Source organism: Vibrio sp. 1F169, from assembly GCF_041439605.1.
In the GTDB taxonomy this organism is placed as follows: domain Bacteria; phylum Pseudomonadota; class Gammaproteobacteria; order Enterobacterales; family Vibrionaceae; genus Vibrio; species Vibrio tasmaniensis_A.
In genome coordinates this window covers 45,880-69,715 of the sequence record NZ_JBGOOI010000019.1, presented here as the reverse complement: position 1 = coordinate 69,715, position 23,836 = coordinate 45,880, and the positions used below count along the sequence as shown (strand labels likewise).

Below are 23,836 nucleotides of genomic sequence, written 5' to 3'. Positions count from 1 at the left end.
CAGCTCGGAAGGATCCTTCAACCGATCACTTTGGCTTTAACTGATCGGCATTAGCCATGAGGCTCCCTTTGTTTATTCTATTTGAGACGACTTACTTAATCGTTAATGCACTCAACATCTCAGCTGAAGGAGCAAAGTAGTAAGCGCCAGTAACGGCTTTAGTAAAGCGAAGCAGTTGGTCTGTTTTGCCATCTGTTTCGCCGTACATACTCTCTAGCATCGCATCGAAATTATGACGAACATTACAGTAAGCGATGAACAGTAAACCGTGATCGCCTGTTGCTGTGCCGTAAGGTAGGCTATGACGAACAATTTTAAGGCCCTTGCCTTCTTCTTTGATATCCACACGACCAACGTGAGACGCCGCTGGAACATCGTCTAGCTCGATCGAATCTGGCTTGGTACGGCCAACCACTTTCTCTTGTGCCGATACGTTTAATCTATTCCAAGCTGGCAGGTTATGCACAAAACGCTGCACCATTACGTAGCTACCACCTGCGAATTCACCTTCAGGCACAATCGCCACTTCAGCACGCTGCGCGTCTTTCGGGTTTTCAGTGCCATCAACGAAGTCGGTCATGTCACGTGAGTCTAGGAAACGGTAACCGTAAGTTTCATCTACTACTTCAACGTCTGCCGCTACTTCAGATAGCAATTTACGTAGGATGAAGAAGTGTAGGTCATGTCGGTTTGAATGACAGTGAATCAGAACATCAGACAGTGTGCTCGGTGCTGTGATATCACCTTCACCAAGCGCAGGAAAATCAATTAGATCAGAGGGAGCAGCTTGCTCAAACTTATCCCAAAAAGCTTTTGAGAATGCTACCGACGCCGTTAGGTTCGCATCAGATTGAGTTTGGTTTAGCTCGTCGATTAGAGTCGGAAGCTTTTGAATTTCTGCTAGTACATTAGCAGTATTAGCGTTCACTTTAAGTTGAACGTAAAGAGCGAAAGTCCCAGCTTCAGGCAAAATAGCACTTTGAACGTTAGGCTGCTCATTTGAAACATTAAGCATAGATTATTCCTTCCAGTTTTAGCTTCTAAGTATAATTGTGAATGGTACAAATGTTTTGATGAGAATCAGTCTTCGTGCTCAACCACTTTAAAGCAATCCCTAGCGGCATGGCTATTGGTTAAATAAAGCGCTAACCAGAGGAGCAATAATAGGGTGATAGCATTTGACCAACGGAACCATCCGTTATCCAAATAGATTAAATAAATTGTATGGGAGCCCTGTGCCAAGATAGCCATCATGGTAACCCAACGTCCCCATGACACGACTTTGTTAAGGCGCTTTCTATCTGGAGATCTTAGTCCAAACAACCACATCAATAACAAACTAGGCACACTCAACGCAATCCCGACATAAAACATCTGGTGGTCTGGATAGATGGTCTCAAGAATATCCGTTCCCGACTCTCGGCTTGCGCCCGCAACAATGAAAACGACCAAAGCTTTCGCAAGAAACAGCCAACCTAACCATAATAAGATTGGGGCTTTCAAAAAGCCGTGTTTATCGTATTGTTCTATGGAGTACCGCACAACTCTCACTTTCACTTGTTTTCAAACCAACACTTTAACGCAAATCATTCATACTTAACTAGGTTTGCGTTATCTTATTGGTTAATCCGTTTTAATTGTCGAACTCAGTATGAAAAAGAAAACTAATACACCGTCTGTTGAATCTCAACAAGAAGCACTGAAGATAGCCAAAGCGACGCAAAAGCCAGCTCAAACCAAAGAACAAACAAAATTAATTGCTCAAGGTATCGAAAAAGGCATCGCACTTTACAAGAAACAGCAAAAAGAACGCAGTCGCCAAGCCGATAAAGCAAGAAAACGCGTACAGAAAGAGAAACAAACTCAACAAACTAATCTAGACGAAGAGAACAATGTAGACACAATTGTTGAAACAACATCAAATCACGCCAACAAATTGCCGTGGTTACTATTGATCGCAAGCTGGGTAGGTTTCGCGATTTATTTGATGAAATAGCAGGATAAATGTATGAAAAAGGAATTAGTCGCTTTAGCTATGACAGGCATATTAGGCGGGTGCACGACACCGACAACAGTCCCACATAGCGAATCTGACCAAGTACAAATGGATTACCACGGACTGATTGATATCAACAAGTGCGAATATAAAGGGGAAGTCACCGGTAGCGAAGGCCACTGGTATAGTTACCTGTTTTACCCGAACGACACTCTAATTCAAGGCGCAATGAATGAGCTAAAGTCCAATGCTATTGGATTAGGTGCGGACACTGTAATTTTCACACTTCCCCAAGATTTTGCGACTTCCGTAACCATGTTGGGCACCGCTTATCGGTGTCGCTAATTCGACTTATCGGTAATCGGTAATCGGTAATCGGTAATCGGTAAGGAGAAGAAAGAAGAAAGAAGAAAGAAGAAAGCCAGCTTTCGCTGGCTTATGCACTAAATCCAAGGCTTGTTGCTATATCGCCTTTACGCTGGATAACCCATTGACTGTCAAATGGCCCCCAGTCGGATAATTGGTAATAGCCATCATTATGACGTCGCCCATCTTGAACAAACATAAGTTCAATACCGATCCCCGGTAACGCCTTGAGTACATCTTGAATAGTACGACGAGGCCACCCCGTTTTTTCGATGAGTTTAGGCACATTTGGCCTATCAAGGCTTTCCACTAACAATGCTAAATATAGCCGCCTTGCAAAAACAGGACTCAACTCCATTGACACCTCCTATATATGTGCAACTCAATTATTTCTTTTTTTGCTGACAACATGTTGAGGCTGATCAATAAGTCTCCAATAGTGACATTTTCTTACTGTTTTTTTTCACTCTATGAAATATTCCTCACTCTATTTTGTCTGAATTGCCGCTTCCTGATAGGATTCAACTCATAACAACGAAATAAAATCACCCAAAGGAAGAATAATGACTATCACTATGTTTGGCATTCCGAACTGCGACACCATCAAAAAAGCAAAAAAATGGCTAGAAGCTGAAGGTATCGAGTTCGAATTTCACGATTATCGCAAACAAGGCATCACTGAAGAATTAGTAACAAGCTTCTGTTCAGAGCTTGGTTGGGAGCTTGTGCTAAACAAACGTGGTACGACTTATCGCCAACTTTCTCAAGAGCAAAAAGACACATTAACGGAAGAAAAAGCCGTAATTCTGCTTGTTGAACAACCAGCAATGATCAAGCGCCCTATCTTGAAAGTCGATGGCAAGCTTCATATTGGCTTCAAAGCTGATCAATACGCTGCTATTTTTGCGTAATCAGCTGTATTAGAACAGATAACAAAGCGTTGAACTTCCCCTGTTCAACGCCTGAAATTAATGACTAGACGTTTAATTTAAACAAGGAACTCAAGGATGACAGACAGCCCAACTTTGGCTCTGGCAAAAGACCTAATCAGCCGTCAATCGGTAACACCAGAAGATGCAGGCTGCCAAGACCTGATGATTGAACGCTTAAAAGCGCTAGGTTTTGAAATCGAAGTGATGGTATTTGAAGATACGACGAACTTCTGGGCTCGCCGTGGTACCGAAGCCCCCCTATTTGCTTTTGCTGGTCACACTGATGTTGTACCTGCAGGCCCAATTGAGCAGTGGAACACTAAGCCATTCGAACCGACTATTATAGATGGTTTCCTGCACGGTCGCGGCGCGGCAGATATGAAAGGTTCTCTGGCTTCAATGGTTGTGGCTGTAGAACAGTTCATTGCTAAGCACCCTGATCACACAGGCTCAATCGGTTTCCTTATCACGTCAGATGAAGAAGGCCCGTTCATCAACGGGACAGTGCGCGTTGTCGAAGCATTGATGGCTCGTGGTGAGAACATCGACATGTGTATTGTTGGCGAACCATCAAGTACTGAGTACGTAGGTGATGTCGTAAAGAACGGCCGTCGTGGTTCTATCACTGGCGATCTAACGATTAAAGGCACACAAGGTCACGTTGCCTACCCTCACCTTGCGAACAACCCGGTACACAGCTCTCTGCTTGCGATCAATGAATTGGCGACGACCGAGTGGGACAAAGGTAATGATTATTTCCCACCAACCAGCTTCCAGATCCCAAATGTAAGTGCGGGCACTGGCGCATCAAACGTGATTCCTGGTGAATTTAATGTTCAGTTTAACCTTCGCTTTAGTACAGAGTTAAACAACGACATCATCGTTGAAAGAATCACAAATACACTCGACAAGTACGATTTCGAATACGATTTAAAATGGACATTCAATGGCGACCCGTTCTTAACCGACGCAGGCTCGTTGCTTGATGCTATTGTCGATGCAGTAGGTCACGTGAATGATGTTAAGCCGGCACTGCTTACCACAGGTGGTACTTCTGACGGACGCTTTATTGCTCGCATGAAGGGACAAGTGGTAGAACTAGGCCCTGTGAATGCAACCATTCACAAGGTTAACGAGTGCGTGAAAGTGGCTGATTTAGAGAAACTAACTGACATGTACGAAAGAACATTAGTGAACCTGTTCGCTAAGTAGTTTTTTCATCAGCGATTCATAGCATCTAATTATTGAGAGACACGTTATGACACCAGAGCAGCTAACCGGACAATCAGATTCTCATCTAGAACCTAACCTGATTGGCACCAAGACCTTCTTGGTCCACAGTGACGTCAAAGATGAACTGAACAACTTGATTGAAGCTGCTCAACTCGCTGGTTTTAAAATAGAGATTGCCAGTGGCTTTCGCGACTATGAAAGGCAATCTCTGATTTGGAACCGCAAGTTTTCTGGTGAAGCACCGATATTAGACTCAGAAAGCCAACCACTGGATGCTTCAACACTCAGTGAACATCAAAAGTTGTCGGCGATTCTTAGGTGGTCTGCGCTTCCCGGAGCGAGTCGTCACCATTGGGGTTGTGACTTTGATGTCTTTGCTCGTAATCACTTACCTGAGGGTACTCAGCTACAACTGGAACCATGGGAATACCTCACTGGCCACCAGCAAGTGTTTTACCAATGGCTGTCTGCCAACGCATCTCAGTTTGGATTCTTCTTTCCTTACAGCCAAGACCTTGGTGGTGTGGCGATAGAACCTTGGCATATAAGCCACCGTAAAATTTCACAGTTGTGTTTATCACAGTTATCTCCCACTTTACTTGGCAAGCAACTCCAATCTAAGCCAATATTAGGGTATGAAATTATTGCGGAGCAGCTAGACGAGATCTATGCGCGCTTCGTGGCGAATATCAGTCATTAGGAGCGCTTATGTTAGAGTGGCTTACAAACCCTTGGGTCATCATCATCATCGTGGTTAGCGTTGTGGTGGGTAATATTGCTGCGCTCAAACAGACCGCTAATATGGATCTGACAGGTCGTAACAAAACAGAAAAAGACTTAGACAAGCTCAATCAATTGGATAAACAGAACCAAGAGAAAGCTCAAAAAGATGAGTCGACTGACAGCAAAAACATTTAGCTTAACGCCCTTAATGCGCTAGCCCCAACAAGTCAGGTGCGTGTGACTCCTTGTTAGCGAAATGACAACATAAATTGACAACACGCACATAAAACACTGACTAACAAACATAAAAAAGAGGACATTGTATGTCCTCTTTTTTTTCTTCTAAATTTGCTCAGTGCTTATTCAGATTTTGCTTCTTTCTTGTCTTTGGTTTGGTCTGCAACGTGTGCTAATACCGGTACCATTGACTTAAGTAGCTCTTCTTCTACAGGCTTACCTGTTGCATCCGTTACGTTAATCGATGTACGGTTGCCAAGATCACCAAACAAGAAGGTGTAAGTACCTGGCGCTAAGTCAATAGGCTGTAGGCCAATCTCTTCCCAGAATTCATCATCTGGCGCGGCATACTTAGCTTTCACTGTACCTTGAGACTGGTTACGCTCTTCAAGTTCGAAGCCCATCGTCGGTAGCAAGGTAGGTAGACGTTGCCACAATACATTGTATGGTGTGCGAGCAATGATCACAGGGAAACCACTGCGGTCCGACCCCATTGAAATAGGAATACGTTTCACCAACTCTTGTGCTTTCAGTGCCGCTTCAGCACGAAGGTTGGCATCGTATTTAGCCATCACTAGATTCGTTAAGAACGCGTTGTAACGCTCTTTATTGGTTGCCGATACTGGTTTCTCTTCAGAACCTTCACGCCAATCAATCAGATTAATCTTGAAGCCATGGCGATTGTTCGCTTGGAAACGAGAGATAGAGTAGCGGCTACCAATCTCGACTTCTTCATCTTCAGAAACCCACCTAACCCAATCAGTCTCAATGTCATTTTCTGACTGTTCACGAATGCCGATATTACGCTGGGTCAGCATATCTACAGCCGTTTGCCATACTCGGTCAGCCTCTTCAGCACGAAGGAGCCATAACGTCACTTCACCATTTTGACGCTCAGTACGAGCACCTGGGATCAGTTCAAGAACCTGTTGAGGAGGACGAATATCCACTTGACGACCGGTACCACCACTGAATTCACCGCTTGGGATATCAAAGTTTGGGTAAAACTGAGGCTGAGCATCTTCAGGCAATTGCCATTGTGAAAACTCAGGTGTTTCTAAGTATTCAAAATCATCTTTGGCTTGGCGACGTTGAGTCGGGCTGCCAGAACATGCTGTAAGAACGAAAACAGCCAGTGAACCGATCACTAGCTGGTGAGAATACTTCATTTATACTCCTAAATGCCGAAGGTTCGCTTCGGCATTGCTTTATACGTTTTTAGTAAATGCACGCTTCAGTCATTGCTTGAGCAACAACAGGTTGAGCTGGTTTTGACAGTTCAGTCAGTGGTAGACGTAAGCCACCTTCAGCAATCAGACCCATTTTGTGAACCGCCCATTTTACGGGAATAGGGTTAGACTCAACGAACAAATTCTTATGTAGAGGCATCAAACGCTCATTGATCGCTTCAGCTTCCTCAAACTTGCCTTCCTTCGCTAGCTTGAACATAGTCGCCATATCAGCAGCTGCAACATTGTTCGTTACAGAGATCACGCCATCGCCACCACGCTTAACAAATTCAAGACCTGTTAAGTCATCACCACTTAGTAAGATAAAGTCTTCGCCACAAAGTTCACGGTGAATTGCAATTCTTTCAAGATCACCCGTCGCATCTTTAAGTGCAACGATGTTTTCGATCTCGGCAAGACGAGCAACCGTTTCTGGCAACAAGTCTACCGCAGTGCGACCAGGTACATTGTAAAGGATCTGTGGAACGTCACTGACTTCAGCAATTGCTTTGTAATGTTGGTACAAACCTTCTTGAGTCGGTTTGTTGTAGTACGGTGTTACACTCAGGCAACCAGCAATACCAGAACCATTGAGCAAACGGCTGAAAAGTACAGATTCGTGAGTTGCGTTTGCACCCGTACCAGCAATAACAGGAATACGGCCATCAGCAAATTCAACGACCTTATTGACGACTTTGACATGCTCTTCAATAGTGAGTGTTGAAGACTCACCAGTTGTGCCAACCGCAACCAGACCATCACTACCTGCTGCAACATGGTGATCAACTAACTTTTTAAGGCTGTCGAAATCCACTTCACCATCTGTATTAAATGGTGTAACTAGCGCAACGATACTTCCTGAAAACATGTCTATCTCCCTTAATTTATTCTTTTTGCATGTTACTGTAAGCCAATCAATAAACACAAGACATTAAAGTGGCTTACCAGCAACATCTGCAGTAAATATTGTCGTATGTTTGAGGTAAAACGACTTATAACCGCGTTCGACCTAGAATTTGGGTAACCTACACTCAATCTAGCGAATAGCTCAGCACTCGATGTCAGTAACAAGTAAGTAATGCTCTCACACCACTCTTTGAATTTTGAACACTCTAAATATTCCTATTACTTGTTACATATTTGAAGCAAAGTGCCTCATAAAAGCCCCAAGCACACACTTATTCCTCTAGCTAACTGTGCTAACATGCATGAATCAATGGAATATAAGAGACGTGATTTTATGACTCAACATCTAGTAATTACAGCTGTGGGCACAGATCGCCCAGGTGTATGCAACCAAGTGGTTCATTTAGTCACCCAATCAGGCTGTAACATTATTGATAGCCGTATCGCTCAATTTGGCGAAGAATTTACGCTTATCATGCTACTGTCTGGAAAGGCAAACAACATCACCCGCGTTGAAACCACCCTGCCCTTGCTTGGACAAGAGCACGACTTGATTACGATTATGAAGCGAACCTCAACTCATGATGTTATTGAGAACTCTTACACAGTAGAGGTGTTCGTTGAGTCAGACGATAAAATCGGCCTTACCGAGCAGTTTACCCAGTTCTTCGCAGACCGAAACATCGGCCTCGATTCGTTAAGTGCGCGAACCATCAATAAGTCTAAGGTTCAGCTCGACAACGACCAATTCCATATCTCTATTACCGCTTCTGTGCAATCAGAATGTAATTTGATGCAGCTACAAGAAGAATTCGACGCGCTGTGTCAGAGCCTATCCGTACAAGGCTCGCTCAACTTTATCAAAAACAGTTTTTAAAAAGGAAATATCATGAATACGCTAACGGCTGGTGTTCCAGCACCTGCTTTTTCTCTTCCAGATCAAGATGGCAATATCGTATCTCTTGGTGACTTCAAAGGTAAAAAAGTCCTTTTCTATTTTTACCCAAAAGCAATGACTCCAGGTTGTATTGTGCAAGCTGAAGGCCTGCGTGATATCAAAGCACAGCTTGATGATCTGAATGTGGTTGTTCTAGGTGTGAGTGTTGACCCAGTTAAACGCCTACCAAATTTCGTTGCGAAGAAATCTCTGAACTTCACTCTTCTATCTGATGAAGACCACAGTGTTGCTGAACAGTTTGGTGTTTGGGGCGAGAAAAAATTTATGGGCAAAGTGTACGATGGTCTGCACCGTATTAGCTTTCTAATTGATGAAGAAGGTCAGATTGAACACGTCTTCAACAAGTTCAAAACCAAGACTCACCACGAAGTGGTTTTAGATTACTTCAACCCAGAAGCTTAATGTTGATTTTAGTGAGTTGATTCTCTAAATTCGCACCTAGCGAATCTAAATACACTACTCACTACTAAGCCAAATGCCAAAAGGCCGAATATCATGGATATTCGGCCTTTTTGTACTTATTAAAATTGATAGCGCATTCAAATTGATAGCGCGTTCAATTACGATTGGTGTTCAGGGTCATCATCGAGAGCGTGACTCGGTAAGGCATTCCAAACCGCTTTCACTAGCGTGGCTAGAGGGATCGCAAAGAACACGCCCCAGAACCCCCACAGTCCGCCAAACACCAACACTGCTACAATAATCGCTACTGGGTGTAGGTTTACCGCTTCCGAGAAAAGAACCGGTACCAGCACGTTACCATCTAACGCTTGGATAATACCGTAAGCGAGAAGCAACCAATAAAACTGAGGTTCTAAGCCCCACTGGAACAGGCCAACAATCGCGACTGGAACGGTCACAGCCGCCGCACCGATGTAAGGAATCAATACCGAGAAACCAACCGCGACAGCCAGCAGTGCTGAATAACGTAAATCCAGAATCGCAAAGGTTACGTAGCTGACACCGCCGACGATCAAAATCTCAAGCACCTTACCGCGAATGTAGTTTGAGATTTGTTGGTTCATCTCAACCCAAACCTTGGTCGCTAGACGACGGTTCTTAGGCAGAACACCACTAGCCATACTGATCATCTCTTCTTTGTCTTTCAAAAGGAAGAAAATCAGCAGCGGTACAAGAATCAGGTAAACCGCAAGCGTCGCCAAACTAACAAGAGAAGCTAAAGAGCCCTTCACAACGCTTTCGCCAAAGCCTAATGCTTTGTTTTTCGCATTAGACACAATCGATTCAACGATCTGCAGGTTTGCTAGTTCAGGGTAACGCTCAGGAATGGTTGCGATGAACTTCTGTAAACCACCATACATGCTTGGAATATCATTGATAAGGTTACCTACCTGTTCCCAAATCGTTGGTACTAGACCAAACAGCGCAAGTAACATCACGCTAAAGAACATTAAAATCACCAACATCACTGATGGGGTTCTTGGAACACCGAGTCTTTGAAGTTGAGTAACCGGCCACTCAAGCAGGTAAGCCAAAACAATAGCCACCAAAAGAGGGGCTATGAGGTGACCAAAGAAGTAGATCGTAATAAAGCCGAAGAGAATGATGGCAACCAAGCTGACAGCATGGGGATCAGAGAAACGTCGTTTATACCAACGATTGACCATTTCAAGCATTTGACTGCAATTCCTTTTTAGTGACGAGGAGATGATGGTAATTAGAGCAAACCTCTACGATGACGTCATAGGCTTGCTTAGACAAAAAAGTAACAATATCTTTCATCGAGCTGTTATCAGAGACATAAATTGACAATGATTGCCCTACTTCTAACTTTACACTGTGACGCTTGGCTAATAATAGTGCCATTGGACAGCGCTCTTGGCGTAAATCTAGAATATTAGGTGTCATTCTTTAGCTCGATGCTTATTATAAGGGTCGTATTGTAATCTGTTTTTGAAAACGCGCCATCATTCATTCATCTTCCTTCATGATAGCGCACGCACTTGGTAAAGGTTAAATCAGATAGAGAACCAATTTGCATTGCACTTGTCTTACTGTCAGAAGAAACGGAGTATTACTGACTAATATGTTTAAACGCGCTCGCTCAATTGCTTGCTTATGCATCGCAGCTACATTAAGCACTCCAACGTTGGCAAATACCAATGGTTTGGAGCTACCCGATATCGGCACCGCGGCTGGCGGCACACTCACTATCGACCAAGAACTTATCTATGGTGATGCCTACATGCGCATCATCAGAAGCAGCCAGCCTATTGTAAACGACCCGGTTCTAAACCAATACATTGACACGCTTGGCCATCGCCTTGTCGCGAACGCAAATGATGTAAAGACACCTTTTCAGTTCTTTATGATCCGTGACCGAAACATCAACGCTTTTGCTTTTTTTGGTGGTTATGTTGCTTTGCACTCAGGTTTGTTCTTGCATGCACAGTCTGAAAGTGAACTCGCTTCCGTATTGGCGCACGAAATCGCGCATGTTACCCAGCGTCACTTAGCACGTAGTATGGAAGATCAAGCTCGCCGCTCTCCTGCAACCATCGCAGCATTGGCCGCTTCTGTATTATTAGCGATTGCAGCACCAGAAGCCGGTATCGCAGCTATCACTGCAACAACTGCTGGTAACATGCAAAGCCAAATAAACTACACCCGAAGTAATGAAAAAGAAGCCGACCGCTTTGGCATCAACACGCTTGCAAAAGCAGGGTTCGATGTAAACGCTATGCCACGTTTCTTTGGCCGCTTAGCTGATGAATACCGCTATGCAAGCACACCGCCACCAATGCTATTAACTCACCCGTTGCCTGAAGACCGAATCACAGATTCACGCGCCCGTGCTCGCAGCTATACACCACTAAAACTGGCTCCGTCACTGGATTATCATTTAGCAAGAGCCCGGATTGTTGCACGCTATGCAGGTATTAATAATGATGCAGCTCTTGATTGGTTTGAGCGAAAGCTGAAGAAAGCCCCCAAAGCCTTGGTTCCATCATTAGAGTATGGACAAGCACTGGTTTACCTAGATTCAAAAAAACTAGATAAAGCAGAACCGATTCTGACCAAGCTGATGAATAGCGACCCAACCAACTTGTTCTATCTGGATGCTATTTCAGATCTGCACATTGAACAGAAAAAGCCTGAGATTGCGATTAAAGAACTTAAGTCAGCACTTGAGCGTCAACCAAACAACTCAGTTCTAACCATAAACTACGCCAATGCACTGATCGAAAATGAAGACCTACAGGAAGCCGTTCGCGTGTTGCAACGTTACACGCACGATAACCCGAACGACACCAATGGGTGGTACCTGCTTTCAAAGGCAAATACAAACCTTGGCAACAGCGATGAAGAATTGTCTGCTAGGGCAGAGATTTTGGCACTGCAAGCCAACTGGAACAAAGCGATTCAGTACTACACGCAGGCGAGCCAAATAGCAGAACTAGGCAGCCTAAAACAAGCACGTTATGACGCTCGAATTGATCAACTAATGATACAGCGCGAACGCTTCTTATCGTTGCAATAAGTATAATGACTGGTAGCGAAGCTCGTTGCCAAAATACAAAGAAAGCTCAACGTTACACAATAAGAAGCCACTCAGTTGGCTTCGGCTGAACTATTAAATCAAAAATAATAATGAGGAAGAACCATGTCTGTCGTGATTTATCATAACCCACGCTGCTCAAAGAGCCGTCAAACTCTCGAACTGCTTGAAGCAAACGGCGTACAACCAGAGGTGATCAAATACCTAGATGCGCCTTTGACTGTTGAACAGCTGAAAGTGCTTTTCACTCAGCTTGGTTTTGAGAGTGTTCGCGACATGATGCGTACCAAAGAAGCGGATTACAAAGAAGCGAACCTTGGTGACGCATCAGTGACTGATGAAGATCTTTTCGCTGCAATGGCAACGAATCCAAAACTGTTTGAACGTCCAGTGGTTGTCGCGAACAACAAAGCAAAAATTGGTCGTCCACCAGAACAAGTACTAGAGATTCTGTAATCCAATATGAGCATCAACATTCTTGTTCTCTACTATAGTCGACACGGCAACACCCAAGCGCTAGCAAGGCAAATCGCTCGAGGGGTGGAATCCATCCCGAACTGCGAAGCCATGCTAAGAACGGTGAACAACGTGTATACGGTAGAAGAGCAGCCGGATTCGCGCTATCAACCAACAGATCCTATTGCGACCTTACAAGATCTCCGTTCTTGCGATGGTTTAGCACTCGGCAGCCCAGTATGGTTTGGCAATATGGCTGGGCCAATGAAGCACTTTTGGGATAGCACAACATCGTTATGGATTAATGGCGATCTCATCGATAAACCAGCTTGTGTATTTACTTCCTCTTCATCACTACATGGTGGTCAAGAGACGACACAGCAAAGCATGATGCTGCCTCTACTTCATCATGGCATGTTAGTCGTGGGCATCCCCTATTCAGAACCTGCGCTGCACACCACTCAAACCGGTGGCACACCTTACGGTGCAAGCAGCACTGGAGAGAGCGCTTCATTAAGCAAAGAAGAAATTGAGTTGGCGAAAAACCTAGGCAAACGCGTAGCGCGCATCGCTATTAACCAGAAGGGAATGCCTCAATGATGTATATGTCAGAGAGACCGATGTCTCCCAAAACCAAGCTATTTCGCTACCTTGCTTTAACGGGCAATTTGTCGCTTTTATTCTGGGTGGTTGCTTGGCAGATGACACTTTCACCGCACCCTCACCTCAGTAATGTAACACTGGCGATTGCTTGGGCTATACCGCTGTTACTACCATTACCGGGAATATTATCGGGCAAACCTTATACGCATGCTTGGGCGAATTTCGTCTTAATGCTCTACTTCCTACACGCGTTAACTATTATGTATGTAGACGGTGGAGAGCGCTTGTTAGCCGCTGTAGAACTGCTTTTGACGACTCTAGGCTTCGCAGGCAATATATTATTTACCCGTTTTAGAGCCAAAGAGTTAGGCATCAAGTTGAAGCGCCTTTCCGAAGTAGAAAAGAAAGAGAAAGCTAAATTCGAGCAATAATATTGATTCGATGCTCTAGATCTGACATGGCAACAGATAAACAAAAAGCCCTGCGAGATTTCTCTTGCAGGGCTTTTTTCGTGATTTCATATCAATCTGTCATGTCGGTAGACGATTACGAGCGAACCCATTCGTATACTAAGCTTGGCTTAGCGTGCACTGGCGCTGTGACTGGTAGCGCTTCCTCATCAGATTCACCTAGCGTCACCTCAGTTGTATTTGTTAGCTCAGCACCTGTAGATAACTCACTGCCTTTCATCACTTGAACGCTTGGGGTAGTTTCATTGCCCATCGCATCAGTAACAACAGCAGAGTCATCGCCTACAGACATAATGTTATCTTGCGCTTCAAATTCTGGGCTCACTTCAGGTTCGATATAAGACTCTTCAACCTTCGCGACTTGGCGAATGCTTTCAACTTCTTGTTCAAACTCTTGTTGGGTCGATAACAAATGAATTCGGAACGTCACTTCATTGTTTTGAATTTGTAGAATATCTAAGCTTGCCACCGAGTTTAGACGCTTCAGTGCATTCTCCAATTGGAAGAAGTCTTGCGCGTTATTCAGGCTGATAAACTGCGTTAAGATTGATTCCGAAGATTCACTCGCAACCGTTACTGCACTCTTACTCGCGTAGTAGTTACTGATTTGGTCAACAAGCTTCTTAGAAGTCGTCGCGCTGTTGCCCGATACCGAACCACTCACAGGCGATTTTGGCGCGCTCGTCAGTTGGTTTGGTTTTTGATCATACAAAGTCCAGCGTAATCCAGAAGACTGTGCCTTAATCACCAAAACAGCATCAACAGGGTAACGTTGACTCGCGTTGCTAATCGGTGTGACAAAGCTGCCCCACAAATCCGAGGTGGCCACTCCCGTAACATCATCAAAATCACCAACAGGAAACATCAAAGGCAAACCGCGCTCTTTTGCATTGGCTTGTAAGCCTGCAGCTAACAGTGAGTTGGAGTGTTCCCAGACAATGTTCTTGTCGTAGTTACTCTCTTCTACCAGCCAAACAAGAATATTTGAGCGAGTATCAGGCCAATACGGTAATTGCGCTTGAGTCAGTAGTGAACGAATTTGAGCACCGTTAAAACGCATACGCAATGTTGATTGGTCATTGCTTTCGCCAAAACTCATTTGAGACATGTACTGCGCACTCTTACGCATCGCCTTTTTAATCGTCTCATTCGACGCGACATCAGTTTGGCCAGTAGCACGTATCAATACCTGCTCCATGCCAGTATTTCTTGCCACTTGTTCTGGTTGTTTGTCTTCGGCGTTAATCGCAACTTCAGCACTAAAGATATCTACTTGAGTTAAGGCATAACTCGGAGAGGCTAATAGTCCCATCAACAACAATGCTATGTAGCGCATATTGATCCTAATATTCAAAGCTTGTGCCTTGATGATAAGCAACTATGGATTGAGGGGCAAGGTCGTTAGCACCCACTGTGTTTAATAACCACAAAATATCACCTGACCATGATAAATCGTTCACTTGTAAACTGAATTGTTTTTATTTTGATAGAGATAAACATAACTAATATAAATAAATTTGATCTATCTGACATAGCAACCGATTGCCAAGTGATAGAATCCCGCGAATTTTATTTTTCGCTTTTCATATAACGACCATTTTTAAGGACATAACATGAAAAATGCTCTGCAAGGTGCGCAAATGCTATTTGTCGCTTTTGGTGCACTTGTACTGGTGCCCCTGCTGACAGGCCTTGATCCCAACGTAGCGCTCTTTGGTGCAGGTATCGGTACCCTTTTATTCCAACTTATTACACGCCGTTCAGTACCTATTTTCCTTGCGTCTTCTTTTGCATTCATCGCACCTATCATGTTTGGCATTCAAACTTGGGGGGTAGGTGCAACCATGGGCGGCCTTATGGCGGCAGGTGTTGTGTATGTATTAATGGGTGCCTTAATCAAGGTACGTGGTGTAGCCTTTATCCACAAACTACTTCCACCAGTCGTAGTTGGCCCTGTAATCATGGTGATCGGCTTAGGTCTTGCGCCTGTTGCGGTAAACATGGCGCTAGGTAAAACAGGCGATGGTGCGGTTCAGCTTATCGATGCAGACGCAGCGTTATGGATTTCTTCTATCTCATTACTGGTAACGATTGTCATCAGTGTTTTCTCGAAAGGCTTTCTTAAGCTGCTGCCGATCTTCGGCGGTATTGTTGCGGGTTATATTACGAGCTTAGTATATGGTGTTGTTGATTTTACCCCTGTCGCTCAGGCCGCTTGGTTGGCTCTACCTAACTTCACAGCGCCAGAGTTCAACATCAACGCTATCTTCTTTATGGTATTTGTAGCAATTGCACCTGCTGTTGAACACGTAGGCGACATGCTTGCTATTTCGAATGTAACCGGTAAAGACTACCTTAAGAAGCCAGGTTTACACCGCACAATAACTGGTGACGGCGTGGCAACGATTGCTGCTTCTATGTTGGGCGCTCCACCAAATACAACCTACAGTGAAGTAACGGGGGCTGTAATGCTGACCAAAGCATTCAACCCAGTGATCATGACTTGGGCTGCAGTAACAGCGATTGTTCTAGCATTAGTAGGTAAGCTAGGCGCTCTATTACAAACAATCCCAGTTCCTGTGATGGGCGGCATCATGATTCTTCTGTTTGGTTCTATCGCAACCGTAGGCTTGAATACTCTAATTCAGAACAAAGTTGACCTACACAAATCACGCAACCTTGTGATTGTCGGCATTACTTTGGTCTTCGGCATTGGCGGCATGGCATTTGGCATCGGCGACTTTAGCCTGCAAGGCGTAAGCTTATGCGGTATCGTGGCAATTCTGCTTAACCTAGTGCTTCCAGAAGAGTTAGGCGATAACACCGTAGTAGACAAAGCCCAAATCGACTGACTGCAAGTCAACAAACTGTTGAGGCTTGTGATCCTCAATTAAGAGCATCACAAGCTAGCAAGATCAAAAAAGGGAGAGCATCGAATGCTCTCCCTTTTTATTAATACGGCTAATTCAGCGAGTTTAGAAACGGTTTAGCGTAACTTAAGCTGAAACCGAATTACTTAGTACCGAAGATCTTATCACCAGCATCACCAAGACCAGGAACAATGTAGCCCTTGTCGTTTAGCTTCTCATCGATTGCAGCAGTGTAAAGCTCAACATCTGGGTGCGCTTTTTCTAGTGCAGCGATACCTTCAGGGGCAGCAACAAGTACCAGTACTTTAAATACTTTACAGCCTTGCTCTTTTAGAAGGTCAAGAGTTGCAATCATAGAACCGCCAGTTGCTAACATTGGATCAACCACTAGAGCAATACGCTCATCAATGTTAGATGCTAGCTTGTTGAAGTATGGTACAGGCTCTAATGTTTCTTCGTCACGGTAGATACCCACGACACTGATTCGAGCACTTGGCATATGCTCTAAAACACCATCCATCATGCCTAGACCTGCACGTAGGATTGGCACTACTGTTACCTTTTTACCTTTAATTTGGTCAACTTCTACTGGGCCGTTCCAACCATCAATAGTTACACGTTCAGTTTCAAAGTCTGATGTCGCTTCGTATGTTAGAAGGCTACCCACTTCTGTCGCTAGCTCACGAAAACGCTTAGTACTAATGTCACCTTCACGCATCAGGCCAATTTTATGTTTTACTAGCGGGTGTTTCACTTCAACAACTTTCATTTCCAACTCCGGCAATATTTAAACAAACCTGTAGATTATACACGAACTGTGGGGTTATTTCAGAATCTTTATTCTAATAAAAAAAACCGCGCAAACGTTTGCTCTTCGTAATCAAGCCCTGTTAGAATAGCGCCGTTTTCACATCCAACTTAAGTTCGAGGACTATCCCGTGAGTGGTAATACTTCTTCTCTAAGCTACAAAGACGCTGGTGTTGATATCGACGCAGGTAATGCACTAGTAGACCGTATTAAAGGTGCTGTTAAACGCACTCGTCGCCCTGAAGTAATGGGCGGTATTGGTGGCTTTGGCGCCCTATGTGAACTTCCAACGAAATACAAAGAGCCGGTACTTGTTTCAGGTACTGATGGTGTTGGTACTAAACTTCGCCTTGCTTTGGATCTGAAAAAACACGACACCATTGGTATCGACCTAGTGGCAATGTGTGTGAACGACTTAATCGTTCAAGGTGGTGAGCCGCTATTCTTCCTAGACTACTACGCAACAGGTAAGCTAGATGTAGATACAGCAGCAGATGTTGTTTCTGGTATTGCTGAAGGCTGTGTTCAAGCAGGTTGTGCACTCATCGGCGGTGAAACTGCTGAAATGCCAGGTATGTACGAAGGCGACGACTACGATGTAGCCGGCTTCTGTGTTGGTGTTGTAGAAAAAGCTGACATCATCGACGGTACTAAAGTAGCTGCAGGCGACGCACTTATCGCTGTTGGCTCAAGTGGTCCACACTCAAATGGTTACTCTTTGATTCGTAAAGTTCTAGAAGTTTCTGGTGCTGATAAGAGTGAAGAGCTAGAAGGTCGCACTATCGGTGAACACCTACTAGAACCGACTAAGATTTACATCAAATCGGCACTTAAGATGATTGCAGAGCATGACATTCATGCTATCTCGCACATCACAGGTGGTGGTTTCTGGGAAAACATCCCACGCGTACTTCCTGAAGGTACTAAAGCAGTGATTGATGGCAAGAGCTGGGAATGGCCTGCTATCTTCAACTGGCTACAAGAGAAAGGTAACGTGGAGACATTTGAAATGTACCGCACTTTCAACTGTGGTGTAGGCCTAGTTGTTGCTCTACCTAAAGATCAAGCAGACGCAGCTGTTGAACTGCTGAAAGCCGAAGGCGAAAACGCTTGGGTTATCGGTGAGATCGCAAACGCTGAAGCTGGCGAAGAGCAAGTTGAAATCAAATAAGTGATACATTCGCTTATTTAGTTAATAGATGAGGACCTAATGGTCCTCATTTTGCTATTTAGCCCGCAGAAAACCTTAGTTTATGTAGGTAAATTGTAAGCACCCCTGTTAATCAATCGTATGACCCACTCTATGAAAAACAATCTCTCAAATAAAACCAGTATCTCTAGTAAAAACATCGTTGTGTTAGTTTCAGGAAGCGGAAGTAACTTGCAAGCAATTTTGGACGCCTGCGATAGCAATATGATTGATGCTTCAGTTAAAGCTGTCTTCTCAAATAAAGCAGAAGCTTTTGGTTTAGAGCGAGCGAAAACCGCGGGTGTTGACGCACATTCTGTGAACCCAAAAAACTATGGTTCACGTGAAGAGTTCGATCATGAATTGATGATTCAGATCGATGCTTACCAACCCGATTTAATCGTACTTGCGGGATACATGCGTATCTTGAGTTCAGAATTTGTTCGTCACTATGCTGGTAAAATGGTCAACATCCACCCTTCCCTGTTACCTAAATACCCAGGCCTACACACCCACCAGCGTGCCATTGATGCACAAGACAAAGAGCACGGTACAAGCGTCCACTTTGTTACCGAAGAACTTGATGGTGGCCCTGTAATCTTGCAAGCCAAGGTGCCGGTATTTGAAGATGATGATGCTGACATGTTAGCAAGCCGAGTACTGACTCAAGAGCACTGTATTTACCCGATGGTTTGTAAATGGTTTGCTGAAGATCGTTTATCGATGGTAAACGGGAAGGCTGTCTTAGACGGTGAAACATTAGGTACACACGGTTACGCAGAAGAGTAATTAATAAGGTTGTTCTCCCAGAGTAAATCACGGAAGAATAAGCCTTAAAAAACAGAAAACAAAAAGGCCGCTCACTGACTTATTAGTACAGTAAGCGGCCTTTTTTAATCAGGACAAATAATAGTATCGACTAGATTAGCTCAATGGTTCAGTAGGCGCTTGGCTTGCCACCTTCTTCGGAGCATAAGCGACATCTTCCAACGCTTGGTGGTTGTTGCCGATCAGCTCACCAAAATGAAACAGTGCGTACTCACCCGGTTTCATTCTAAACCACTCTTCATTATCTGTTAGAGGCTGAGTTGCGACGACGGTTACCACATCGTTGGGCGTAGTTTCTTCTTGGAAGTTAATCTCAACATCTTCATCAATCAGGCTCGCGTTACCAAAAGGAGCGCGTCTTGTTATCCAGTATAAATGGTTCGTACAATAGTTCATCACGTACTCACCGTCACTGAGCAACATATTGAAAACACCTTTCTCTCGTAACTGGTCACAGCACTCAGCGACAAAGCGAAACATACCTTCCATATCTTGAGGAGGTTCAGGAAAACGGTCTTCAAGTTGTTTCAACAACCAACAGAAAGAGAGTTCGCTGTCCGTCTCACCGACAGGTCTGAATCGACCACTAATCAGATCATCATAATCCGTTAGTTGACCATTGTGAGCAAAGGTCCAGTATCGTCCCCAAAGCTCACGAGTAAAAGGGTGAGTATTTTCTAGATTAACACCACCACGATTGGCTTGACGGATATGACTGACAACAGCTTGGCTCTTAATTGGGTAGTTTTGAACCAACTCAGCGATCTTTGATTCACAACTAGGATTAGGGTCTTTAAATGTACGAAAACCCTTTCCCTCATAGAAAGTAATACCCCAGCCATCACGATGTGGACCAGTGTTGCCTCCACGCTGCATAAGGCCAGTAAAGCTAAAACAAATATCAGTTGGCACATTCGCGCTCATACCGAGCAATTCACACATGGTTTAATCTACTCCCTATTTAAACCAATGGAGCCACAAACCTAGGCTCCAAATATCTGTAAAACTATTATTCCATTTCTTTTTCAACAAGCTGAATCACAATGTGGATGATCTTAATGTGAATCTCTTGGATGCGATCAGCGTAGCCAAAGTGTGGGACTCGGATTTCGATATCAGCACAACCTGCCATTTTACCGCCATCTTTACCGGTCAGCGCAATGGTTTTCATCCCTTTAGCTTGAGCAGCTTCAATCGCTTTTAGGATGTTGCCAGAGTTACCTGAAGTCGACAAACCAAACAACACATCGCCTTTACGACCGACGGCTTCTACATAACGAGAAAATACGTGGTCGTAGCCAAAGTCGTTACTCACGCAAGACAGGTGACTCGGATCTGAAATCGCAATACCAGCAAAACCTGGACGATTTTCACGGTATCGGCCTGTTAGCTCTTCCGCGAAATGCATTGCATCACAGTGTGAACCACCGTTACCACAAGAAAGCACTTTGCCTTCTTGCTTGAATGAATCTGCAATCATTTTTGCAGCAGCTTCAATTTGAGCAATGTTATGGTCATCACTCAAGAACTTGTTCAGAACGTCAGCAGCTTCGTTCAATTCACTTTTGATTAGGTCTTGATACATTTGGCTTATCTCTTATGTTTTTTGACGCAACTTAAAGTGCGTGAAATGAGAATTGAGGGTTTTCCCCTCTTTATCACTGAGTTTACCCACAAACATGAAATAGTGTCGACACTTAAGCCCAAAGATTGCCATCTTAATTAACCTCTCACTGTCGATCCGCCCAAATATTCACCACCAACCTCTCACAATTAGAACTTTAACTCTATTGAGATCACTTTTTATTCACTTTGGAGTTTTACAAATATTTAATATTTTGTTTACACTTAACTGGTTAGACCTCTTACCTAAACTTAATAACAATAAGTGATCTCTGAAAAGGAAATCGATCATGAACATATTGCTCTCCCTACTCGGCATGACAGCCATCTTAGGCGTCTGTCTTTACCATAGAGTTAGTCTGGTCCGTGCGTTAATTGTGTTAACTGGCGCAATGGTCGCATTAACCCTGTTTGGCAGCGTGGCAGTCACTGGCTGGCTTTGTTATCTATTGGCCATTGCAATCTTTGCTGTACCAGCAATTCGCCAGACCCTCATTAGCCAAAAAGCACTTTCTTTGTTTAAGAAGGTTCTACCAGCAATGTCTCAGACGGAAAAAGAGGCATTGGAAGCAGGCACAGTATGGTGGGAAGCAGAGCTGTTCAAAGGCAAGCCTGAGTGGAAGAAGCTTCAAAACATTGCGGATCCGAAACTTTCTGAGGCGGAACAAGCGTTTTTAGATGGCCCAGTCAATACAGTGTGTGAAATGGTCAATGATTACCAAGTAACACATGAGCTTGCTGATTTACCACCAGAAGTTTGGCAGTACCTAAAAGACCATAAATTCTTCGCCATGATCATCAAGAAAAAATACGGCGGTTTAGAATTCTCAGCTTACGCTCAGTCGTTAGTTCTACAGAAGCTAACGGGTGTTTCTAGCGTATTATCCTCAACCGTTGGCGTCCCTAATTCGTTAGGTCCCGGTGAGCTATTGCAACACTATGGTACAGAAGAACAAAGAAACCACTACCTACCTCGCCTAGCCGAAGGTAAAGAGATCCCTTGTTTTGCCTTAACTAGCCCAGAAGCCGGCTCAGATGCTGGCTCAATTCCAGATTACGGCGTGGTGTGTAAGGGTGAATGGCAAGGCGAAGAAGTATTGGGCATGCGCCTAACTTGGAACAAACGTTACATCACTCTAGCGCCTGTTGCGACCGTTTTAGGCTTAGCCTTTAAACTGAGAGACCCAGAAGGTCTGCTTGGTGACAAGCAAGACCTTGGCATCACCTGTGCCCTTATCCCTACCGATTTAAAAGGCGTAGAGATTGGTAACCGTCACTTCCCACTCAACGTGCCTTTCCAAAATGGTCCGACTCAAGGTGATGACATCTTCGTGCCTATCGATTTCATCATCGGCGGCCAGAAAATGGCAGGACAAGGCTGGCGTATGTTGGTTGAATGTCTGTCGGTTGGTCGTGGTATCACACTGCCTTCAAACTCAACCGGTGGTATTAAATCTGCAGCATTAGCAACCGGTGCTTACGCTCGTATTCGTCGTCAATTCAAACAACCCATTGGTCGCATGGAAGGGGTTGAAGAGCCACTGGCACGTCTAGCTGGTAACGCCTATGTAATGGATGCAGCAAGTAACCTGACGGTTGCGGGTATCGATCTTGGTGAAAAGCCTTCGGTTATCTCAGCAATCGTGAAGTACCACTGTACTCACCGTGGCCAACGCAGCATCATCGATGCGATGGATATCGTCGGAGGTAAAGGTATTTGCTTAGGCCCATCGAACTTCCTCGCTCGTGGTTACCAAGGCTCACCAATTGCAATTACGGTTGAAGGCGCAAACATCCTGACTCGTTCAATGATCATCTATGGTCAAGGCGCGATTCGCTGCCACCCTTATGTTCTGAACGAAATGGAAGCGGCTTATTCGGAAAGCAGCGATGCACTTGATAAGTTTGATTCAGCATTAGCAGGACACGTTAGCTTTACTATGAGTAACCTAGTCCGCAGCTTGTGGTTTGGTTTAACCGACGGTCGTGGTTCAGATGCTCCAACACCATCCAATAAAACGGATAAGCAGACACAGCGTTACTACCAACAGCTGAACCGCTACAGTGCTAACCTAGCGCTACTGTCTGATATTTCAATGGCTGTATTAGGCGGCTCACTAAAACGCAGAGAGCGCCTATCAGCAAGACTAGGGGATATCCTGAGTCAACTCTACCTAGGTTCAGCAACACTTAAGCGCTTTGAAAGCGAAGGTAGCCATGCTGAAGATCTCCCATTAGTCCATTGGGGTATGCAAGACAGCTTGCGTCAAACTGAAGTCGCGATTGATGAGTTCTTGGCGAATTTCCCTAACCCTGTGATTGGTCGACTACTTCGCGTTGTGTTAATGCCATTTGGCCGTATCCGTCGTGCACCAAACGATAAACTGGATAGCCAAGTCGCGCAAATCCTACAAACACCAAGCGAAACACGCTCTCGTATCGGCCGTGGCCAATACTTGGAAGCAACGGAATACAACCCTGTAGGCAAGATTGAAAAAGCGCTAGAGGTGATTCTTCAAGCTGAACCTCTGTTCGATAAGGTTTGTAAAGAAACACATCAAAAACGTGCTTTCTTACGACTCGACCTTGTCGCTCAGTTGGGACTTGAGAAAGGTATTTTAACGCAAGAAGAAGCAAATCTTCTGATTAGCGCTGAGGAACACAGACTGTACACAATTAACGTTGATGATTTCTCACCAGAGGAGCTTGCAGCAAAGACTCAGTACCCAGACCAATCGATTGATAACGTCGCTTAAGGTCAGAGAAAGAAACAAAAACGGGACTCCTATGAGTCCCGTTTTTTTATTCATCACTTCATTGTCACAAATTTTAAGGCTTCTCTATCGAGGCTTGTTCTATCTAAGTTTAGTCTATCGAAGTTTGTTGTCC

General features: G+C 44.4%; 27 protein-coding genes. 16 read left to right on the top strand and 11 right to left on the bottom strand.

Translation table 11 applies throughout. From position 1 onward, the window contains the following. Positions 1-91: 91 nt before the first annotated feature. Together ACED53_RS10300 and ACED53_RS10295 are read right to left on the bottom strand one after the other, a co-directional pair. Positions 92-1,015 (bottom strand): Dyp-type peroxidase, encoded by a 924-nt coding sequence (locus tag ACED53_RS10300; protein ID WP_017100806.1) that lies wholly within the window; start codon positions 1,013-1,015, stop codon positions 92-94. A 65-nt stretch (positions 1,016-1,080) separates the two neighbouring features. Then, positions 1,081-1,542, bottom strand: a complete 462-nt coding sequence (locus ACED53_RS10295; RefSeq protein WP_032499208.1) for a DUF2919 domain-containing protein — start codon at positions 1,540-1,542, stop codon at positions 1,081-1,083. 109 nt (positions 1,543-1,651) lie between these two features. On the opposite strand from ACED53_RS10295, the gene ACED53_RS10290 reads away from it, so the two are divergent. Both ACED53_RS10290 and ACED53_RS10285 read left to right on the top strand, forming a co-directional pair. Beyond that, entirely contained in the window at positions 1,652-1,996 is a 345-nt protein-coding gene (locus tag ACED53_RS10290; protein ID WP_012604567.1) for a DUF2956 domain-containing protein, read from the top strand. Between the two features lie 12 nt (positions 1,997-2,008). Continuing rightward, entirely contained in the window at positions 2,009-2,341 is a 333-nt protein-coding gene (locus ACED53_RS10285; protein WP_012604568.1) for a DUF4156 domain-containing protein, read from the top strand. 91 nt (positions 2,342-2,432) lie between these two features. Here ACED53_RS10285 and ACED53_RS10280 read toward each other — a convergent pair whose 3' ends face one another. Beyond that, positions 2,433-2,720: a helix-turn-helix domain-containing protein gene (locus ACED53_RS10280; RefSeq protein ID WP_004734273.1), complete on the bottom strand. Its 288-nt coding sequence runs from the start codon at positions 2,718-2,720 to the stop codon at positions 2,433-2,435. Positions 2,721-2,925: 205 nt separating this feature from the next. Between ACED53_RS10280 and ACED53_RS10275 the strand changes: the two genes are divergently transcribed. The 4 genes from ACED53_RS10275 to ACED53_RS10260 all read left to right on the top strand — a co-directional run bounded on the left by ACED53_RS10275 (position 2,926) and on the right by ACED53_RS10260 (position 5,445). Continuing rightward, positions 2,926-3,273 carry an ArsC family reductase gene (locus tag ACED53_RS10275; RefSeq protein WP_012604570.1) on the top strand — a complete coding sequence of 116 codons (348 nt, stop codon included), beginning with the start codon at positions 2,926-2,928 and terminating at the stop codon, positions 3,271-3,273. Positions 3,274-3,369: 96 nt separating this feature from the next. Then, positions 3,370-4,506, top strand: coding sequence for a succinyl-diaminopimelate desuccinylase (dapE, locus tag ACED53_RS10270; protein ID WP_012604571.1), 1,137 nt, complete (start codon positions 3,370-3,372; stop codon positions 4,504-4,506). Positions 4,507-4,552: 46 nt separating this feature from the next. Beyond that, entirely contained in the window at positions 4,553-5,227 is a 675-nt protein-coding gene (locus ACED53_RS10265) for a M15 family metallopeptidase (protein WP_017100805.1), read from the top strand. Between the two features lie 8 nt (positions 5,228-5,235). Further along, positions 5,236-5,445: a DUF2897 family protein gene (locus ACED53_RS10260; RefSeq protein ID WP_017096836.1), complete on the top strand. Its 210-nt coding sequence runs from the start codon at positions 5,236-5,238 to the stop codon at positions 5,443-5,445. 164 nt (positions 5,446-5,609) lie between these two features. On the opposite strand, the gene bamC is transcribed toward ACED53_RS10260, so the two are convergent. Both bamC and dapA read right to left on the bottom strand, forming a co-directional pair. Then, positions 5,610-6,656, bottom strand: coding sequence for an outer membrane protein assembly factor BamC (gene bamC, locus ACED53_RS10255; protein ID WP_017100804.1), 1,047 nt, complete (start codon positions 6,654-6,656; stop codon positions 5,610-5,612). A 49-nt stretch (positions 6,657-6,705) separates the two neighbouring features. Beyond that, entirely contained in the window at positions 6,706-7,584 is an 879-nt protein-coding gene (gene dapA, locus ACED53_RS10250) for a 4-hydroxy-tetrahydrodipicolinate synthase (protein ID WP_009847376.1), read from the bottom strand. 372 nt (positions 7,585-7,956) lie between these two features. Here dapA and ACED53_RS10245 point away from each other — a divergent pair, with 372 nt between their 5' ends. After that, on the top strand, positions 7,957-8,499 hold the full coding sequence (locus tag ACED53_RS10245) for a glycine cleavage system protein R (protein WP_009847377.1): 543 nt from the start codon (positions 7,957-7,959) through the stop codon (positions 8,497-8,499). 12 nt (positions 8,500-8,511) lie between these two features. Next, the gene (gene bcp, locus ACED53_RS10240) at positions 8,512-8,982 is read left to right on the top strand and encodes a thioredoxin-dependent thiol peroxidase (RefSeq protein WP_009847378.1); all 471 of its coding nucleotides are present in this window, start codon (positions 8,512-8,514) and stop codon (positions 8,980-8,982) included. 158 nt (positions 8,983-9,140) lie between these two features. Here bcp and ACED53_RS10235 read toward each other — a convergent pair whose 3' ends face one another. Both ACED53_RS10235 and ACED53_RS10230 read right to left on the bottom strand, forming a co-directional pair. Continuing rightward, positions 9,141-10,217 carry an AI-2E family transporter gene (locus tag ACED53_RS10235; protein WP_009847379.1) on the bottom strand — a complete coding sequence of 359 codons (1,077 nt, stop codon included), beginning with the start codon at positions 10,215-10,217 and terminating at the stop codon, positions 9,141-9,143. Further along, a complete protein-coding gene (locus ACED53_RS10230) occupies positions 10,210-10,449 on the bottom strand; it encodes a sulfurtransferase TusA family protein (protein WP_012604576.1) in 240 nt (79 codons plus the stop codon). The genes ACED53_RS10235 and ACED53_RS10230 overlap by 8 nt, the downstream gene beginning before the upstream one ends. Positions 10,450-10,627: 178 nt before the next feature. On the opposite strand from ACED53_RS10230, the gene ACED53_RS10225 reads away from it, so the two are divergent. From ACED53_RS10225 to ACED53_RS10210, 4 genes are all read left to right on the top strand, one after another. After that, the gene (locus ACED53_RS10225) at positions 10,628-12,082 is read left to right on the top strand and encodes a M48 family metallopeptidase (RefSeq protein ID WP_009847382.1); all 1,455 of its coding nucleotides are present in this window, start codon (positions 10,628-10,630) and stop codon (positions 12,080-12,082) included. 123 nt (positions 12,083-12,205) lie between these two features. After that, on the top strand, positions 12,206-12,556 hold the full coding sequence (gene arsC, locus ACED53_RS10220; RefSeq protein WP_009847383.1) for an arsenate reductase (glutaredoxin): 351 nt from the start codon (positions 12,206-12,208) through the stop codon (positions 12,554-12,556). Positions 12,557-12,562: 6 nt separating this feature from the next. After that, entirely contained in the window at positions 12,563-13,156 is a 594-nt protein-coding gene (wrbA, locus tag ACED53_RS10215) for an NAD(P)H:quinone oxidoreductase (protein ID WP_009847384.1), read from the top strand. Continuing rightward, positions 13,153-13,590, top strand: coding sequence for a DUF2069 domain-containing protein (locus tag ACED53_RS10210; protein ID WP_009847385.1), 438 nt, complete (start codon positions 13,153-13,155; stop codon positions 13,588-13,590). Before wrbA ends, ACED53_RS10210 begins: the two co-directional genes overlap by 4 nt. Positions 13,591-13,705: 115 nt before the next feature. Here the strand turns inward: ACED53_RS10210 and ACED53_RS10205 are convergent, their stop codons facing one another. Continuing rightward, the gene (locus ACED53_RS10205) at positions 13,706-14,965 is read right to left on the bottom strand and encodes a DUF2066 domain-containing protein (protein ID WP_029225466.1); all 1,260 of its coding nucleotides are present in this window, start codon (positions 14,963-14,965) and stop codon (positions 13,706-13,708) included. 277 nt (positions 14,966-15,242) lie between these two features. Here ACED53_RS10205 and ACED53_RS10200 point away from each other — a divergent pair, with 277 nt between their 5' ends. Next, the gene (locus ACED53_RS10200; RefSeq protein WP_017100802.1) at positions 15,243-16,481 is read left to right on the top strand and encodes a uracil-xanthine permease family protein; all 1,239 of its coding nucleotides are present in this window, start codon (positions 15,243-15,245) and stop codon (positions 16,479-16,481) included. Positions 16,482-16,641: 160 nt separating this feature from the next. Here ACED53_RS10200 and upp read toward each other — a convergent pair whose 3' ends face one another. Beyond that, complete coding sequence (gene upp, locus ACED53_RS10195; RefSeq protein WP_009847387.1) at positions 16,642-17,268, bottom strand: uracil phosphoribosyltransferase; 627 nt, start codon at positions 17,266-17,268, stop codon at positions 16,642-16,644. Positions 17,269-17,437: 169 nt separating this feature from the next. Here upp and purM point away from each other — a divergent pair, with 169 nt between their 5' ends. Further along, a complete protein-coding gene (gene purM / locus ACED53_RS10190) occupies positions 17,438-18,478 on the top strand; it encodes a phosphoribosylformylglycinamidine cyclo-ligase (RefSeq protein WP_008222945.1) in 1,041 nt (346 codons plus the stop codon). A gap of 132 nt (positions 18,479-18,610) precedes the next feature. Further along, positions 18,611-19,285 carry a phosphoribosylglycinamide formyltransferase gene (gene purN / locus ACED53_RS10185; RefSeq protein WP_017100801.1) on the top strand — a complete coding sequence of 225 codons (675 nt, stop codon included), beginning with the start codon at positions 18,611-18,613 and terminating at the stop codon, positions 19,283-19,285. Positions 19,286-19,420: 135 nt separating this feature from the next. Here purN and ACED53_RS10180 read toward each other — a convergent pair whose 3' ends face one another. Both ACED53_RS10180 and lpcA read right to left on the bottom strand, forming a co-directional pair. Further along, positions 19,421-20,266, bottom strand: coding sequence for a class II glutamine amidotransferase (locus ACED53_RS10180; protein ID WP_009847389.1), 846 nt, complete (start codon positions 20,264-20,266; stop codon positions 19,421-19,423). Positions 20,267-20,333: 67 nt separating this feature from the next. Next, complete coding sequence (gene lpcA, locus ACED53_RS10175; RefSeq protein ID WP_009847390.1) at positions 20,334-20,909, bottom strand: D-sedoheptulose 7-phosphate isomerase; 576 nt, start codon at positions 20,907-20,909, stop codon at positions 20,334-20,336. A gap of 328 nt (positions 20,910-21,237) precedes the next feature. On the opposite strand from lpcA, the gene fadE reads away from it, so the two are divergent. Beyond that, complete coding sequence (gene fadE / locus ACED53_RS10170; RefSeq protein ID WP_017100800.1) at positions 21,238-23,703, top strand: acyl-CoA dehydrogenase FadE; 2,466 nt, start codon at positions 21,238-21,240, stop codon at positions 23,701-23,703. The last annotated feature ends 133 nt before the right edge of the window (positions 23,704-23,836 follow it).

What these genes read in the sequence shown, in the direction of transcription:
- lpcA (WP_009847390.1), bottom strand. Translation starts at nt 20,909, where the DNA reads ATGTATCAAGACCTAATCAAAAGTGAATTGAACGAAGCTGCTGACGTT.
- ACED53_RS10280 (WP_004734273.1), bottom strand. Translation starts at nt 2,720, where the DNA reads ATGGAGTTGAGTCCTGTTTTTGCAAGGCGGCTATATTTAGCATTGTTA.
- arsC (WP_009847383.1), top strand. Translation starts at nt 12,206, where the DNA reads ATGTCTGTCGTGATTTATCATAACCCACGCTGCTCAAAGAGCCGTCAA.
- ACED53_RS10205 (WP_029225466.1), bottom strand. Translation starts at nt 14,965, where the DNA reads ATGCGCTACATAGCATTGTTGTTGATGGGACTATTAGCCTCTCCGAGT.
- ACED53_RS10285 (WP_012604568.1), top strand. Translation starts at nt 2,009, where the DNA reads ATGAAAAAGGAATTAGTCGCTTTAGCTATGACAGGCATATTAGGCGGG.
- ACED53_RS10235 (WP_009847379.1), bottom strand. Translation starts at nt 10,217, where the DNA reads ATGCTTGAAATGGTCAATCGTTGGTATAAACGACGTTTCTCTGATCCC.
- dapA (WP_009847376.1), bottom strand. Translation starts at nt 7,584, where the DNA reads ATGTTTTCAGGAAGTATCGTTGCGCTAGTTACACCATTTAATACAGAT.
- bcp (WP_009847378.1), top strand. Translation starts at nt 8,512, where the DNA reads ATGAATACGCTAACGGCTGGTGTTCCAGCACCTGCTTTTTCTCTTCCA.
- ACED53_RS10180 (WP_009847389.1), bottom strand. Translation starts at nt 20,266, where the DNA reads ATGTGTGAATTGCTCGGTATGAGCGCGAATGTGCCAACTGATATTTGT.
- bamC (WP_017100804.1), bottom strand. Translation starts at nt 6,656, where the DNA reads ATGAAGTATTCTCACCAGCTAGTGATCGGTTCACTGGCTGTTTTCGTT.
- ACED53_RS10210 (WP_009847385.1), top strand. Translation starts at nt 13,153, where the DNA reads ATGATGTATATGTCAGAGAGACCGATGTCTCCCAAAACCAAGCTATTT.
- purN (WP_017100801.1), top strand. Translation starts at nt 18,611, where the DNA reads ATGAAAAACAATCTCTCAAATAAAACCAGTATCTCTAGTAAAAACATC.
- wrbA (WP_009847384.1), top strand. Translation starts at nt 12,563, where the DNA reads ATGAGCATCAACATTCTTGTTCTCTACTATAGTCGACACGGCAACACC.
- ACED53_RS10300 (WP_017100806.1), bottom strand. Translation starts at nt 1,015, where the DNA reads ATGCTTAATGTTTCAAATGAGCAGCCTAACGTTCAAAGTGCTATTTTG.
- ACED53_RS10275 (WP_012604570.1), top strand. Translation starts at nt 2,926, where the DNA reads ATGACTATCACTATGTTTGGCATTCCGAACTGCGACACCATCAAAAAA.
- ACED53_RS10290 (WP_012604567.1), top strand. Translation starts at nt 1,652, where the DNA reads ATGAAAAAGAAAACTAATACACCGTCTGTTGAATCTCAACAAGAAGCA.
- ACED53_RS10245 (WP_009847377.1), top strand. Translation starts at nt 7,957, where the DNA reads ATGACTCAACATCTAGTAATTACAGCTGTGGGCACAGATCGCCCAGGT.
- ACED53_RS10200 (WP_017100802.1), top strand. Translation starts at nt 15,243, where the DNA reads ATGAAAAATGCTCTGCAAGGTGCGCAAATGCTATTTGTCGCTTTTGGT.
- fadE (WP_017100800.1), top strand. Translation starts at nt 21,238, where the DNA reads ATGAACATATTGCTCTCCCTACTCGGCATGACAGCCATCTTAGGCGTC.
- upp (WP_009847387.1), bottom strand. Translation starts at nt 17,268, where the DNA reads ATGAAAGTTGTTGAAGTGAAACACCCGCTAGTAAAACATAAAATTGGC.
- ACED53_RS10265 (WP_017100805.1), top strand. Translation starts at nt 4,553, where the DNA reads ATGACACCAGAGCAGCTAACCGGACAATCAGATTCTCATCTAGAACCT.
- ACED53_RS10225 (WP_009847382.1), top strand. Translation starts at nt 10,628, where the DNA reads ATGTTTAAACGCGCTCGCTCAATTGCTTGCTTATGCATCGCAGCTACA.
- ACED53_RS10230 (WP_012604576.1), bottom strand. Translation starts at nt 10,449, where the DNA reads ATGACACCTAATATTCTAGATTTACGCCAAGAGCGCTGTCCAATGGCA.
- dapE (WP_012604571.1), top strand. Translation starts at nt 3,370, where the DNA reads ATGACAGACAGCCCAACTTTGGCTCTGGCAAAAGACCTAATCAGCCGT.
- ACED53_RS10260 (WP_017096836.1), top strand. Translation starts at nt 5,236, where the DNA reads ATGTTAGAGTGGCTTACAAACCCTTGGGTCATCATCATCATCGTGGTT.